Source organism: Streptomyces sp. YS415 (genome assembly GCF_023544665.1).
Lineage (GTDB): Bacteria > Actinomycetota > Actinomycetes > Streptomycetales > Streptomycetaceae > Streptomyces.
The window spans coordinates 105,096-120,735 of record NZ_JAMJFL010000001.1; the positions used below are offsets into that span (position 1 = coordinate 105,096).

Here is a 15,640-nt window from a genome sequence, read left to right on the forward strand (position 1 = left end):
GGTGGCCATCCGACCCCGCTGCCACCGCGGCCGTCTCGGCACGACGACCCGCCGCCGTACGCACCCTGACCCGATGACCCCGTCAGATCTCCCAAGGACATCATGAGCCAGCACTCCGCCGACCCGGCACCGACCTCCGCCGTAGCCACCGTCGCCCATCGCCGCGACTGGTGGCGGGACGCGGTGATCTACCAGGTCTATCCGCGCAGCTTCGCCGACAGCAACGGCGACGGCATGGGCGACCTGGAAGGCGTACGCTCCCGACTCCCTTACCTGCGCGACCTCGGCGTGGACGCCGTGTGGCTGAGCCCCTTCTACGCCTCCCCGCAGGCCGACGCCGGTTACGACGTGGCCGACTACCGGGCCGTCGACCCCATGTTCGGCAGCCTCCTGGACGCCGACGCGCTGATCCGCGACGCCCATGAGCTGGGCCTGCGCATCATCGTCGACCTGGTGCCCAACCACTCCTCCGACCAGCACGAGTGGTTCAAGCGCGCGCTGCGCGAGGGCCCCGGCTCCCCGCTGCGGGAGCGCTACCACTTCCGGCCCGGCAAGGGCGCGAGCGGCGAACTGCCGCCCAACGACTGGGAGTCGATCTTCGGCGGCCCGGCCTGGACCCGGGTCACCGAACCCGACGGCACGCCCGGCGAGTGGTACCTGCACCTGTTCGCGCCGGAGCAGCCCGACTTCAACTGGGACCACCCGGCGGTCGGCGACGAGTTCCGCTCGATCCTGCGGTTCTGGCTGGACATCGGCGTCGACGGCTTCCGCATCGACGTGGCCCACGGCCTGGTCAAGGCCGACGGTCTGCCCGACCTCGGGGCCCACGATCAGCTCAAGCTGCTGGGCAACGATGTCATGCCGTTCTTCGACCAGGACGGCGTGCACGCCATCTACCGGCAGTGGCGCACGATCCTCGACGAGTACGCCGGCGAGCGCATCTTCGTGGCCGAGGCGTGGACCCCGACCGTCGAGCGCACCGCCAACTACGTCCGCCCCGACGAGCTGCACCAGGCCTTCAACTTCCAGTACCTCAGCACCGAATGGGACGCGAAGGAGCTGCGCACGGTCATCGACCGCACGCTGGAGGCGATGCGCCCGGTGGGCGCCCCGGCCACCTGGGTGCTGTCCAACCACGACGTGACCCGCCACGCGACCCGCTTCGCCAACCCGCCCGGCCTCGGCACCCAGATCCGCACGGCCGGCGACCGCGAACTGGGCCTGCGCCGCGCCCGGGCGGCCACGCTGCTGATGCTCGCGCTGCCCGGTTCGGCCTACGTCTACCAGGGCGAGGAGCTCGGCCTGCCGGACGTCGTCGACCTGCCCGACGAGGTCCGCCAGGACCCCGCGTACTTCCGGGGCGAGGGCCAGGACGGCTTCCGCGACGGCTGCCGGGTCCCGATCCCGTGGACCCGCGAGGGTTCGTCGTACGGCTTCGGCAGCGGCGGCAGCTGGCTGCCCCAGCCGCCCGTCTGGGCGGAGTTGAGCGTGGAGGCGCAGTCCGGCACCCCGGGCTCGACCCTGGAGCTGTACCGCGCGGCCCTGGCCGTTCGCCGCGACCACCCGGACCTGGGCGCCGGGGACGCGGTGCAGTGGCTGAAGGCCCCCGAGGGCGTCCTGGCCTTCCGCCGGGGCGAGTTCGTCTGTGTCGCCAACACGACCGGCGAGTCGATCACCACCCCGGTCCACGGCCGCCTCCTGCTCGCCAGCGGCGAGATCGCCGAGGTGGAGGGCGAGGCCAAGGTCCCGTCCGACACCACGGTCTGGTGGACCACGGCCTGACGGTCACGCACGCAACGGAGGGCCCGCTTCGGCGGGCCCTCCGTCTTGTCCGGGCGTCGATGAAACTTCTTGCCATCGGTTTCAAGACTCTTGCTGTAAACGTTTCGTTAGCGGTACGTTCCGCGGACACCAGGCAAGGACGCCTGCTGTCCCCACAAGGAGTACCCGTGATATCGAGATGGTCCGTCACCGCGACCGCGCTCGCCGCCACGGCGGCCGGAGCGCTGGTCCCCGGCACCGCCCACGCCTCCCCACCCGGCACCAAGGACGTCACCGCGGTGATGTTCGAGTGGAACTTCGCCTCCGTCGCCAAGGAGTGCACCACCACCCTCGGGCCCGCCGGCTACGGCTACGTCCAGGTCTCCCCACCCGCCGAGCACATCCAGGGCGCGCAGTGGTGGACCTCGTACCAGCCGGTCAGCTACAAGATCGCCGGTCGGCTCGGTGACCGCACGGCGTTCCGGAACATGGTCGACACCTGCCACGCGGCCGGGGTGAAGGTCGTCGTCGACACCGTCATCAACCACATGGCCGCGGGCAGCGGCACCGGCACCGGCGGCTCCTCGTACACGAAGTACGGCTACCCCGGCCTGTACTCCTCCTACGACTTCGACAACTGCACCGCGCAGATCACCAACTACGCGGACCGCGCGAACGTCCAGAACTGCGAACTGGTCGGTCTCGCCGACCTCGACACCGGCGAGTCCTACGTCCGCGGCGCCATCGCTGGGTACATGAACGACCTGCTCTCCCTCGGTGTCGACGGCTTCCGCATCGACGCGGCCAAGCACATGCCCGCCGCCGACCTCGCCAACATCAAGTCGCGGCTGACCAACCCGAACGCCTACTGGAAGCAGGAGGTCATCTTCGGCAGCGGAGAGGCTGTCCAGCCCACCGAGTACACCGGCAACGGCGACGTCCAGGAGTTCCGCTACGCCTACGACCTCAAGCGGGTCTTCAACAACGAGAACCTCGCCTACCTGAAGAACTACGGCGAGGGCTGGGGGTACATGAGCAGCGGGGTCTCCGGTGTCTTCGTCGACAATCACGACACCGAGCGCAACGGCTCCACGCTCAGCTACAAGGACAACGCCAACTACACCCTCGCCAACGTCTTCATGCTGGCCTGGCCCTACGGCGCCCCCGACATCAACTCCGGCTACGAGTTCACCGACCACGACGCCGGCCCGCCCAACGGCGGTCAGGTGAACGCCTGCTGGCAGAACGGCTGGAAGTGCCAGCACGCCTGGCCGGAGATCAAGTCCATGGTCGCCTTCCGCAACGCCACCCGCGGCCAGGCGGTCACCAACTGGTGGGACAACGGCGGCGACGCCATCGCCTTCGGCCGCGGCAGCAAGGGCTACGTCGCCATCAACCATGAGTCGGGCAGTCTGAGCCGCACGTACCAGACCTCCCTCCCGGCCGGCACGTACTGCAACGTGCAGAACAACACGACGGTGACCGTGAACTCCAGCGGTCAGTTCTCGGCCACGCTGGGCGCCAACACCGCCCTGGCGATCCACGCCGGCAAGTCCAGCTGCTGAACCGGGGCGGCCCCCGGAGCTGAAAGCTCTTGCCAATCATTTCAGGACTCTTGCTGTAACGCTTACGGCGGCGATACGGTCGCGCGGGGTCGGACCCAACAGAGCCGTATCGCAAGGAGTTCACGTCAGTGATACCTAGATGGTTGGCGCCGCCCAGGCGTCGTACCGCGTATGCCGGACGGGTCGCCGCGGTCACCGTGACCGCGCTGGCCGCGGCGCTCGTCCAGCCCGTCGCGGCCGGGGCCGACACCCCGCCCGCACCCCCCTCCGACGCACGCCTGGCGGCCGAGCCCGCCCGGCACGACGTCACCCGCGAGCAGTTCTACTTCGTCCTCCCGGACCGCTTCGCCAACGGCGACACCGGCAACGACAAGGGCGGTCTGACCGGTTCGCGCCTCGCCACCGGCTACGACCCCACCGACAAGGGCTTCTACCAGGGCGGCGACCTCAAGGGCCTGACGAAGAAGCTCGACTACATCAAGGGCCTCGGCACCACCTCCATCTGGATGGCGCCGATCTTCAAGAACCAGCCCGTGCAGGGCACCGGGGCCGACGCATCGGCCGGCTACCACGGCTACTGGATCACCGACTTCACCCAGGTCGACCCGCACTTCGGCACCAACAAGGACCTGGAGACACTCATCTCCAAGGCCCACGCCAAGGGCATGAAGGTCTACTTCGACGTCATCACCAACCACACCGCCGACGTCGTCGACTACGAGGAGAAGTCCTACGGCTACCTCAGCAAGGGCGCCTTCCCGTACCTGACGAAGAACGGCGAGCCCTTCGACGACGCCGACTACGCCGACGGCCGCGGGGACTTCCCCGACACGGACGCCGACTCCTTCGCGCGCACCCCGAAGGTGTCCAAGAACAACAAGGTCCCGTCGTGGCTCAACGACCCGACGCTGTACCACAACCGCGGCGACTCCACCTTCGCCGGTGAGAGCTCTCTCCACGGCGACTTCTCCGGCCTCGACGACCTGTGGACCGAGCGTCCCGAGGTGGTCAGCGGCATGGCGAAGATCTACCAGCGGTGGGTCAGGGACTTCGACATCGACGGCTTCCGCATCGACACCGTGAAGCACGTCAACATGGAGTTCTGGACCCAGTGGGCCAACGCCCTGGACTCCTACGCGGCCAAGCAGGGCCGGGACGACTTCTTCATGTTCGGCGAGGTCTACTCCGCCGACACGGACATCACCGCCCCGTACGTCACCCAGGGCGGCCTCGACGCCACGCTGGACTTCCCCTTCCAGGAGGCGGCCCGCCAGTACGCCTCCCAGGGCGGCAGCGCGCAGCGGCTGGCCTCGGTCTTCGCCGACGACTACAAGTACACGACCGGCAAGGCCAACGCCTACGAGCAGGTCACCTTCCTCGGCAACCACGACATGGGCCGCTTCGGATACTTCCTGAACCAGGACGACAAGGACGCCACCGACGCCGAACTGCTGAAGAAGGCGAAGCTCGCCAACGAGCTGATGTTCCTCAGCCGCGGCAACCCCGTCGTCTACTACGGCGACGAGCAGGGCTTCACCGGCGCCGGCGGCGACAAGGACGCCCGCCAGACCCTGTTCGCCTCCAAGACCGCCGACTACCTGGACGACGACCAGATCGGCACCGACCGCACCCACGCGAGCGACGCCTACGACACGAGCGCGCCGCTCTACCGGCAGATCAGCGCTCTCGCGAAGCTCCGCAAGGCCCACCCGGCGCTGACCGACGGCGTGCAGACGGAGCGCCACGCGGCCGACGGCGCCGGCGTCTACGCCTTCTCCCGCTTCGCCACCGACAAGACCGAGTACGTCGTCGCCTTCAACAACGCCGACGAGGCGCAGCAGGCGACCTTCGCGACCGGTTCGGCGGGCATGCGCTTCACGGGCATCCACGGCACCGACACCGCCGTGACCTCGGATGCCGACAAGAAGATCACCGTCACCGTCCCGGCCGGCTCCGCGATCGTCCTCAAGGCCACGGGCCGGCTCGCCGCCCCCGCCGCCAAGCCGGCGCTCACCCTCAAGGCCCCGGCCGCCGGCGCCACCGGCACCGTGGAGATCTCCGCCGACGTCGACGGCGGCCAACTGAACCGTGTCGTCTTCGCCGCCCAGACCGGCACCGGCAAGTGGCGCACGCTCGGCTCCGCGGACCACGCCCCCTACAAGGTCACCCACACCATCGGCAAGGACGTGCCGCCCGGCACCGCCCTGCGCTACAAGGCGGTCGTGATCGACTCCGCCGGCCGCACGGCGAGCGCGACGGCCGCGTCCACCACCGGCACCCCGCCCGCCGAGGAAGTCCCGACCGCCTCCTCCCGGGACTACGCGATCGTCCACTACAAGCGCACCGACGGCGACTACACCGACTGGGGCCTGTACGCCTGGGGCGACCTCGCCGAGGGCGAGTCCACCCAGTGGCCGGACAGCCACCCCTTCATCGGCCGGGACGCCTACGGCGCCTTCGCCTACGTCAAGCTCAAGCCCGGCGCCTCCAGCGTCGGCTTCCTGGTCATCGACAAGGACGGCAACAAGGACGTCTCCGCCGACCGCACGATCGACGTCACCAGGACCGGCGAGATCTGGATCGAGCAGGGGAAGGAGGACGTCATGACCGAACGGCCGGAGTACCCGGCACAGGACACGTCCAAGGCGACCCTGCACTACCACCGCGCCGACGGCGACTACGACGGCTGGGGCCTGCACGTCTGGACGGGCGCCGCGAACCCCACCGAGTGGTCGAACCCGCTGAAGCCGGTGCGGACCGATGCCTACGGCGCGGTCTACGAGGTGCCGCTCACCGAGGGCGCCGGCAGCCTCAGCTACATCCTCCACAAGGGCGACGAGAAGGACCTCCCCTCCGACCAGTCGCTGGACCTCAAGGCCAACGGCCACGAGGTGTGGCTGCTGAACGGCCAGGAGAAGTACCTCCTGCCGCAGCCCGCGGGCAGCGCGGCCGCCCTCGACCTGACCACCTCCAAGGCGGTCTGGATCGACCGGAACACGGTCGCCTGGAACGGCTCGGACGCGGCCGCCTCCACCCAGCTGCTGTACTCGCGCACCGGCTCCATCGCCGTGAAGGACGGCACGCTCACCGGCGCCGACCAGCGGTGGCTGCGGCTGAACAAGGCCACGCTCACCGACGCCCAGAAGGCGAAGTTCCCCCACCTGAAGGCGTACACCGCCTACTCCGTCGACCCCCGCGACCGCGACCGGGTCCGCGAGGCCCTGCGCGGCCAGGTCGTCGCCTCCCAGCGCGCGGCGAACGGAGCGGTGCTCGCGGCGACCGGCGTGCAGATCGGGGGAGTGCTGGACGACCTCTACGACGGCACGCGGGCCGACCTCGGCCCGACCTTCCGCAAGGGCCGTCCGACGCTCGCCGTCTGGGCGCCCACCGCGCAGTCGGTCAAGCTGGAGATCGGTGGCTCCACCGTCGCCATGAAGCGCGACTCCGCCACCGGCGTCTGGTCGGTCACCGGCCCCGCGTCCTGGAAGAACAAGCCCTACCGGTACGTGGTGAAGGTGTGGGCGCCCAGCGTCCGCGAGGTCGTCACCAACAAGGTCACCGACCCCTACTCCCTCGCCCTGACCGCCGACTCCAGGCGCAGCCTGCTCGTCCACCTCGCCGACAAGTCCCTCGCCCCGGCGGGCTGGACGACGTACACCAAGCCCAAGGCCGTGCCGCTGGAGGACGCGCAGATCCAGGAACTGCACGTCCGTGACTTCTCGGTCGAGGACCGCACCGCCGCGCAGCGGGGCACCTACCTGGCCTTCACCGACAAGCTCAGCGACGGCTCCAAGCACCTGCGCAAGCTGGCCGAGGCGGGCACCTCGTACGTCCACCTGCTGCCCGCCTTCGACATCGCCACCATCCCCGAGAAGAAGGCCGACCAGGCGAGCGTCGACTGCGACCTGGCCTCCTTCCCGGCCGGTTCCGACAAGCAGCAGGAGTGCGTGGCGAGGATCGCCGCGAAGGACGCCTACAACTGGGGCTACGACCCCTACCACTACACGGTCCCCGAGGGCTCCTACGCGACCGACCCGGACGGCACCGCCCGCAACGTCGAGTTCCGCAGGATGGTCAAGGCGCTGAACGAGGACGGCCTCCGGGTCGTCATGGACGTCGTCTACAACCACACCGCCGCGAGCGGCCAGGCCGCCACGAGCGTCCTGGACCGGATCGTGCCCGGCTACTACCAGCGGCTCCTCGTCGACGGCTCGGTCGCCAACAGCACCTGCTGCGCCAACACCGCGACCGAGAACGCCATGATGGGCAAGCTGGTCGTCGACTCGATCGTCACCTGGGCCAAGGAGTACAAGGTCGACGGCTTCCGCTTCGACCTCATGGGCCACCACCCGAAGGAGAACATCCTCGAGGTGCGCGAGGCCCTCGACGCCCTGACCCTGGAGAAGGACGGCGTCGACGGCAAGAAGATCATCCTGTACGGCGAGGGCTGGAACTTCGGCGAGGTCGCCGACGACGCCCGCTTCACCCAGGCCACCCAGAAGAACATGGCGGGCACGGGCATCGCCACCTTCTCCGACCGGGCCCGTGACGCGGTGCGCGGCGGCGGGCCCTTCGACGAGGACCCCGGCGTCCAGGGCTTCGCGTCCGGCCTGTACACCGAGCCCAACTCCTCCAAGCACAACGGCAGCACGGCCGAGCAGAAGGCCCGGCTGCTGCACTACCAGGACCTGATCAAGGTCGGTCTCTCCGGCAACCTCGCGAACTACCGCTTCACCGACACCGACGGCAAGGAGGTCACCGGCGCCGACGTCGACTACAACGGCCAGCCCGCCGGATACGCGGAGGCGCCCGGCGACGCCCTCGCCTACGCCGACGCGCACGACAACGAGTCCCTGTTCGACGCCCTCGCCTTCAAGCTGCCCGCCACGGTGAGCGCCGACGACCGGGCCCGCATGCAGGTCCTCGCCATGGCGACCGCCACCCTCTCGCAGGGCCCGGCGCTCTCCCAGGCCGGCACCGACCTGCTGCGCTCCAAGTCGCTGGACCGCAACTCCTACGACAGCGGCGACTGGTTCAACGCGATCCACTGGAACTGCGCCGACGGCAACGGCTTCGGCCGCGGACTGCCGATGGCCGCCGACAACCAGTCCAAGTGGCCGTACGCCACACCGCTGCTCGGCACGGTGAAGGTCGGCTGCGAGCAGATCGACGGCGCCTCGGCGGCCTACCGGGACCTGCTGCGGATCCGGTCGACGGAGGGTGCCTTCTCGCTCGGCTCGGCCGAGCAGGTGCAGTCGAAGCTCGCCTTCCCGCTGTCCGGCACCGACGAGACGCCCGGCGTGATCACCATGACGCTCGGCGACCTCGTGGTCGTGTTCAACGCGACGCCAGAGCAGCAGGAGCAGCGGATCGCCGAACTCGCGGGAACGGGATACGCGTTGCACGAGGTGCAGGCCGAGGGCGCGGATCCTATCGTCAGGACTTCGTCGTACGAGAAGGAATCCGGGACCTTCGCCGTTCCGGGGCGCACTGTCGCGGTCTTCTCGCGAACCGCCTGACATCGCACTAAGTTGGGTGGAGCGGGTCCTGTCCGGGGTCCGCTCCACCCTCACCCCCTTCCGAGGGCCACCGTGATGGACGGTAACGACGAGCGGCCGGGCGCGACCACCGTGATGGTCGTGGACGACGTTGCGGCCAACCGCTACGCCATGGGTGCCGTGCTGCGCCGCGCCGGTCACCGGGTGGTGCCGGTGGCGAGCGGCGGCGAGGCGCTCGTCGAACTCGAGGCGCGGCTACGGGGCGGGGCCCTACCTGATGTGGCGCTCGTGGACGTCGGACTGCCGGACATGAGCGGCTTCGAGCTGTGCCGCCGGGTGCGGGCCCGGCCCTCCACGGCGGACCTGCCCGTCGTCCACTTCTCCGCCGCCGCCGTCGGCCCGGGCGACCGGTGCATGGGCCTGGACGCGGGCGGCGACGCCTATCTGAGCGTGCCCGCCGAGCCCGAGGAGATCCAGGCCGTCGTGCGGGCCGCGGTGCGCGGGGCACGCCGACGCGGCGGCTTCGAACTGCTCGCGCAGCGGCTGACCCTGCTGTCCGAGGCGATCGTCACCGTGCAGGCCGCCCGCTGCCCGCGGGAGCTGGCCGACGCCGCCGCCGAGGGCGCGGCCCGGATCACCGGCACCGACGCCGTGGTCTTCGTCCTCGGCCCGAACGGCGAGATGGACTCGGGCACCTCCAGGAGCCGGCTCGCGATGCCGGACGCCAGCGCGCACGAGGCGGCGGCCCGGCTCATCACCCGCATCGCCGAGGGCCGCACCGGAGTGCACAGCACCGTCGTGCCCGCCCCGCTGTGGCCCGCCGGGTTCTTCCGGTCCGGACGGCAGGACGACGCCCGGCTGGTGCTGGCGTTCACCCAGGAGGGCCGGACACCGGTGTGCGTGGCCACACCGGCCCGGCGCACCCCGCTGGACGACGTGTCGGTGCTCCGGCTCGCCCAGGCCACCGCCTTCGCCGCCGAACCGCTGTTCATGTACCGGGCGGAGCGGCACATCGCGCTCACCCTCCAGCGCAGCTTCCTGCCCGACCCGCGGCGCCTGCCCCGGCTGCCCGGCGTCGACCTCGTCGTGCGGTACGTGCCCGCCTCCCGCGAGACCGAGATCGGCGGCGACTTCTACGCGGCCCTGCGCACCCCGAGCGGCATCCTCACCGCGGTCGGCGACGTCGTCGGGCACTCGCTGGAGGCGGCCACGGTGATGGTCGAGATCCGGCACGCCCTGCGCGCCTACTGCGTCGAGGACGGCGATCCCCGGGTGCTCGCGGTGCGGCTCGACCGGATGCTCCAGCACTACCACCCCGACGTCACGGCGACCGTCTGCCTGGTCCTGGCCGACCCCGCCTCCGGGAGCGTCCGGATCGCCAACGCGGGCCACATCCCGCCGCTGCTCCTGCGCGAGGACGGCGACTGCGCGTATGTGAAGGTGCGCGGCCCGCTGCTCGGCCTCGGCCTCGACCGACCCGAACCCACCGAGGTGACGCTGGCCGCCGGCGACCGCCTGCTGATGGTCACCGACGGTCTGATCGAGACCCGCGGAGTCGACCTCGCCGTGTCCATGGACCAGCTCCGCACCGCCGCGAGCGCGGCCCCCGCGGGCCTGGACTCGCTGTGCGACACCCTCCTGGGCTGCTTCGGCCATGAACGGGAGGACGACATCGCGATGCTGGCGCTGCGGCTAGGGTGAGCGAAATTGCCGTAGAACAGGAGTGCCCATGCCGCAGATCACCGTCGAACGTTCCCCGGCGCTCGACCACGTCGACTGGGAAGCGTTCGCGACCGCCCTGCACCCGGTGGTCGTCGAGACGGCGGCCGCACGTCTGGAGGCGTGCAAGACGCGGGTCCTGCGCACCACGGACGAGGCGGTCGGCGCCGAGCCGGAGGGCCATGCCGTCGTGCAGGTCACGCTCGCCCTGCTGGCCGGCCGCAGCGACGAGACGAAGGCGCGGCTCACCGAGGCGGTCGTGGACCTGCTCACCAAGCACGTCCGCCCGGTGGACGGCCTCAAGCTGCACCTGTCCGCCGAGGTCCGCGACCTCGACCCCTCCTACCGCAAGGCCGAGATCTAGGACGCCAGCGTGATGAGCCGGGCGGCCAGGTCGCTGAACGGCCCGTCGGCCGGCTCGTCCTTGAGGATGCGGCGCAGCAGCGCCGTCATCTCCTCGTCGTAGGCGGCGCTCACGGCGGCCAGCGCGGCGAAGTCGTGCACCAGCTGCACCTCCAGCTCGGCGCGCGGGATGCGCCGGCCGTCCAGCCAGATCAGCGCCGTCGACTCGGCCAGCGAGATCCAGGAGCGGACGACCAGTTCCAGCCGGGCGGGCGGGTCCTGCACCCGCAGGTGCGACAGGATCTGGACGTACGCGGCCTGCCGTACGGAGTCGATGAGCGCGTTCGTCGTCGAGGAGCCGACCGCCGGGCCGCCGCGCATCAGCGCGGAGAAACCGGGGCCGTGCTCGTCGACGAAGTCGAAGTAGCGGCGCATCACCCGCAGCAGCCGCGCACCCAGCGGACCGTCGTGCGGCTCCACGAACCGGGACGCGAGATCGTCCGAGGCCCGCTTCAACGCGGCCTCGTACAGGCTGAGTTTGCCGGGGAAGTAGTGGTAGACCAGCGGACGGGAGATGCCCGCCGCCGACGCTATCTCGTCGATGGAGACCTCGTCGGGCGAGCGGCGGCTGAACAGGTCGAGGGCGACGCCGATCAGCTGCTGCCGTCGCTCCTCGACGCCCATGCGGCGGCGCACCCCGGTACTCATACGAACACCTTACCGATCGGATTCGGCCCCGGAACGGGCCGCACCGGCCGGCGAGGTTCACATGTCCAGCACCAGGCGCTCACCGCGTGCCCGCGACACACAGATGAGCATCGAGTCGTCACGCTCCGCGTCCGTCAGCAGCTCGTCCCGGTGGTCCACCTCGCCCTCCAGCACCCGCTGTTGGCAGGTGCCGCAGAAACCCTGCTCGCAGGAGTACAGGGTGTCCGGCAGCTCGGCCCGCACGGCGGCCAGCACGGACGAGCCGGCCGGGACGGTCAGCACCCGTCCGCTGCGCCGCAGTTCCACCTCGAAGGAACCGTCGCCGCAGGCCGGGGCGCGGGGCGCGAACCGCTCGGTGCGGACTCCCGGCGCCCGCTCCGCCACCGCCGCCATGAGCCCCTCGGGACCGCAGCAGTAGACGGCGGCCTCCTCGGGCGCCCCCGCGAACAGCCGGTCCAGATCGGGCAGTCCGTCCTCGTCCTCGGCGACCACGGTCACCCGGCCCTGCCCGGCGTCCAGCTTCTCGACCTCCTCCAGGAACGGCATCGACGCCCGCGTCCGCCCGCCGTACAGCAGCCGCCAGTCGGTGCCCTCGGGCAGCGTCCGCAGCATCGGCAGGATCGGCGTGATCCCGATGCCCCCGGCGACGAAGACGTACGCGTCCGCCGCCACCAGCGGGAAGCGGTTCCGCGGCCCGCGCACCTCCAGCTCGACACCCTCCTGCACCTGCTGGTGCACCTCGCGCGAACCACCCCGCCCGTCCTCGACCAGCCGGGTGGCGACGGTGTACGACGAGGTGTCCTCCGGGTCCCCGCACAGCGAGTACTGCCGGACGAGCCCCGAGGGCAGCACCAGGTCCAGATGGGCGCCGGGCTCCCAGCGGGGCAGGTCGTGGCCTTCCAGACGCAGCTTCACGACCCCGTCGGCGACCTGCTCGTGCGCGGTCACCAGCAGCCGCAGCGCCCGGGTCCGGGGCCGCCCGGAGACCGGCTCGTCCAGCGCCGGCATCGGCCACAGCGGCGAGGCCTGGATGCGGCGGCGCAGGGCCCGCCGCGCGAGGAGCGCCGCGCCCGCGACGACGGCGACCGTGCTGAGCCTCGGCATCACTTGCTTCCCTTCTCGGCGGCGACGGCGGCGGGGGAGGAGGCCAGATAGGCGACCGCCTGCTCGGTGGAGCCCTCCTGGGAGGGGTGGTACTCCCGGCTGAGATAGCGCGGGATCGAGCGGAGCAGGTCCCCGGTGGCGGGCAGCACCCCGCGCCGCCCCCGGACGTAGAAGGCACGGAAGCTCGCCCTGCCGTCCAGCAGGGTCGGGTCGTTCTCCATGAAGAAGCGGGCCCCGCGCTGCCACAGGAACACCAGCGCCGTGAACGCCGTCGCCCAGGTCCGCACCCGCCGCCGGTAGCCGCCGTCGACATGCAGGAACAGGTCGAAGGCCACGGACCGGTGCTCCACCTCCTCGGCGCCGTGCCAGCGCAGCAGGTCCAGCATGGTGGGATCGGCGCCCCGGCGGTCCAGCTCCGCGGCGTTCAGCACCCAGTCGCCGAGGAACGCGGTGTAGTGCTCGATGGCCGCGATCAGCGCGACCCGCTCCATCAGCCACCAGCGCCTGGCCCGGCCCGGCGGCAGGGTCCGGTCCCCGAGCAGCTTCTCGAAGAGCCAGTCCACCTGCGCGGTGTACGGCGTCGGATCGAGCCCCTGCTCCTTCAGATGCGGCAGGACCTCGTCATGGGCCTGGGAGTGCATGGCCTCCTGGCCGATGAACCCGATGACGTCCGCCCGCAGCCGCTCGTCCCGGATGTACGGCAGCACCTGCTTGTACACGTGCACGAACCATCGCTCGCCGGCGGGCAGCAGCAGATGCAGCACGTTGATGGTGTGCGTGGTGAACGGATCCCCCGGCACCCAGTGCAACGGGGTGTGGTCCCACGAGAAGGACACCTTGCGCGCCGTGAGCGCGGTCCACTCGTCCTCGACGGGCCGGGGCACCCGGGCCTGCTTGTTAGACATGGCGTCAATGTACTGACGGGTAAGTCCGAGGGAAACCCTCCTGCACCGACTTCTTGGCGCCCCGGCCGGACGGCCGAACCCCTGGATCAGCCGAGCGCGTTGATGGCCCGCCCGTCCTTGAGGGTGCCCTTGAGCTGGGCCTGCGCCCCCTGCCGGGTCTTCGCCGCCAGCACCGAGCCCTCGCTCTGCGCGCTCACCCCGCCCGTCGTGCGGATGGACTCGGTGTCCCGGCTGCCCGCCGCCAGGACGTACCAGGACCCGCCCTGCGACTTCCACAGCACCCCGGCCAGCACATGCGGATCGCGCGGACCGCACGCGGCGACGTTCTCGGCCTTCGCCGCCACCGCCCCGTGGCTGGTGCCCGGCGTGCGGAACTGGGCCAGCACGCGCGTGCCGCCGCCCCGCCAGGTCTCGGCGCGGGTGCACGCCCAGTCGGCCGTGCCACTCGCCTCCGGCAGCGGCTGGTGCGCGAACTCCCAGGCGTTCACCGTCCGCACCCCCTGCGTCCGCACCGCCGACAGCGAGCACGCGTACGGCGCCCAGGTCCGCAGCTCCTCGGCGCCGGAGGCGTCCTTGACCGAGCCCGGGCGGCCGGTGGTCAGCCGGGCCGGGACCAGCTCGCCGAGGTCCGACAGCAGGCGGGAGCCGTCGCCGTCGGTCACCTCCAGGACGTTCCAGGAGGTGCAGTTCGACTGCTGGGCGGCCGGGCTGGCCAGCGGTGCGGTCACCCCGTCGGTCAGCGGGAGCGCCATCGCCCCGGAACCCGGCTTCAGCAGGTCCCGCTCGGCGGCCTTCTCCACCCACGGCGCCATCAGGTAGCGGACGTTGATGTCGGCCCGCCCCAGCACCACGGCGCTCGCCTCGGCGCCGGTGGCGTTGTCGACCCGCGCGAAGTCCAGGGCGGCACCGGCCGTGCCGTCCTTGGGCTCGGCGTAGCGGGCGATGCGCAGTCCGTCGTAGAGGATCACCACGCGCGCGTTGTCCACGGTGCTTGCGTACAGCAGTTGCGGCGGGCCCGCGGGGCCGCCGGAGAAGGTGCCGGGGGTGACGGAGACGCGGACCTTCGGGCCGGGGCGGGCCCACACCGCGAGGGCGCGGCGCAGCAGGGCCCGGTCGCCGGTGAGCTCGCCGCGCGCGGGCCAGACGGAGAAGTCGCGGCGGGACGCGGACTGCCAGGCGGCCGGCGGGACCTTCAGCAGCCGGCCCGGGTCGAGGGCGGCCTCGGCGGCCGGGTTCTTCGCGTACGAGGGCGCCGCCGCGCCGTCGGGGCCCCAGCCCTCGCCGGGCAGCCCCAGCAGCGCCCCGCACACCACGAGCGCGGCCCCGGCGACCAGCGCGGCCCGCAGGTGCTGCCTGCGCCGCATCAGATCGGTGGGCCGGGCCTGGAGCGAACAGGGGTCGAACTCGGGGGACTCCAGCAGCGGATACTCGGCGGGAAGGTCGTCCGCCTGATCCAGCGCCTCGTCGACGTCCGCCACCCCGGCCGCCGTCAGCAGGTCGCGTACGTCGCCGTCGGGGAGCTTCTCCAGGCCGCGCAGCACGTACACCGCGCGCGCCGGGCCGGACAGCGTCGAGAGCTGCTGGTCCAGGGCGAGTTCCTCGGCGCCGCCCGAGCGCGGGAAGAGCCGCAGGCCCCACACCTGGGGCAGCAGCGGCGGCAGTTGGGCCCGCTTGGGCCATGCCCTGCGGGCCAGCGGCAGGCCCGCCTCCAGTGCCGTGCGCACCACCTGGAGGCGGACGAAGGCGTACCCGGGGTCGCCCGCCCGGCCGGTCGACTGGGCCGGGATCACGGCGGCGGAGGTCCGGCCCCGGGGCAGGGCCCGCTGGGTGAGGGCGTGGGCGGTCAGGACCCGGCGGTTGCGGCCGAGCCCCGGCGGCAGCACCAGATAGGCGAGCCGGACCAGCCGGGGATAGTGCTCGACGAGCGCCGCCTCGGCCTGTTCGACGTCGACGACGGGGCCGGTGGCGGAGGAGGGCGTGGGGCGCGGGGCGACATCCTGTGACTGCACGTCCAGCCAAACGAGCGACCCCGCTGGTT

9 protein-coding genes are annotated in these 15,640 nt (G+C 71.5%); 5 read left to right on the forward strand and 4 right to left on the reverse strand.

Going from position 1 to position 15,640, the window contains the following annotated elements; all coding sequences use genetic code 11:
• The first annotated feature begins 102 nt into the window (after positions 1-102).
• From M8H82_RS00485 to M8H82_RS00505, 5 genes are all read left to right on the forward strand, one after another.
• A complete protein-coding gene (locus M8H82_RS00485) occupies positions 103-1,782 on the forward strand; it encodes a glycoside hydrolase family 13 protein (protein WP_250070239.1) in 1,680 nt (559 codons plus the stop codon).
• A 167-nt stretch (positions 1,783-1,949) separates the two neighbouring features.
• Entirely contained in the window at positions 1,950-3,326 is a 1,377-nt protein-coding gene (locus M8H82_RS00490) for an alpha-amylase family protein (RefSeq protein ID WP_250070240.1), read from the forward strand.
• Positions 3,327-3,454: 128 nt separating this feature from the next.
• Positions 3,455-8,845, forward strand: coding sequence for a pullulanase-type alpha-1,6-glucosidase (gene pulA, locus M8H82_RS00495; protein WP_250070241.1), 5,391 nt, complete (start codon positions 3,455-3,457; stop codon positions 8,843-8,845).
• A 75-nt stretch (positions 8,846-8,920) separates the two neighbouring features.
• Positions 8,921-10,525 (forward strand): fused response regulator/phosphatase, encoded by a 1,605-nt coding sequence (locus M8H82_RS00500; RefSeq protein WP_250070242.1) that lies wholly within the window; start codon positions 8,921-8,923, stop codon positions 10,523-10,525.
• A 28-nt stretch (positions 10,526-10,553) separates the two neighbouring features.
• Positions 10,554-10,907, forward strand: a complete 354-nt coding sequence (locus M8H82_RS00505; protein ID WP_250070243.1) for a 5-carboxymethyl-2-hydroxymuconate Delta-isomerase — start codon at positions 10,554-10,556, stop codon at positions 10,905-10,907.
• Here M8H82_RS00505 and M8H82_RS00510 read toward each other — a convergent pair.
• The 4 genes from M8H82_RS00510 to M8H82_RS00525 all read right to left on the reverse strand — a co-directional run bounded on the left by M8H82_RS00510 (position 10,904) and on the right by M8H82_RS00525 (position 15,611).
• On the reverse strand, positions 10,904-11,593 hold the full coding sequence (locus tag M8H82_RS00510) for a TetR/AcrR family transcriptional regulator (protein WP_250070244.1): 690 nt from the start codon (positions 11,591-11,593) through the stop codon (positions 10,904-10,906). The genes M8H82_RS00505 and M8H82_RS00510 overlap by 4 nt on opposite strands.
• Before the next feature lie 57 nt (positions 11,594-11,650).
• Positions 11,651-12,697 (reverse strand): PDR/VanB family oxidoreductase, encoded by a 1,047-nt coding sequence (locus M8H82_RS00515; protein WP_250070245.1) that lies wholly within the window; start codon positions 12,695-12,697, stop codon positions 11,651-11,653.
• Entirely contained in the window at positions 12,697-13,602 is a 906-nt protein-coding gene (locus M8H82_RS00520) for a metal-dependent hydrolase (protein WP_250070246.1), read from the reverse strand. The genes M8H82_RS00515 and M8H82_RS00520 overlap by 1 nt, the downstream gene beginning before the upstream one ends.
• A gap of 86 nt (positions 13,603-13,688) precedes the next feature.
• Positions 13,689-15,611, reverse strand: coding sequence for a hypothetical protein (locus M8H82_RS00525; protein WP_250070247.1), 1,923 nt, complete (start codon positions 15,609-15,611; stop codon positions 13,689-13,691).
• Positions 15,612-15,640 lie beyond the last annotated feature (29 nt).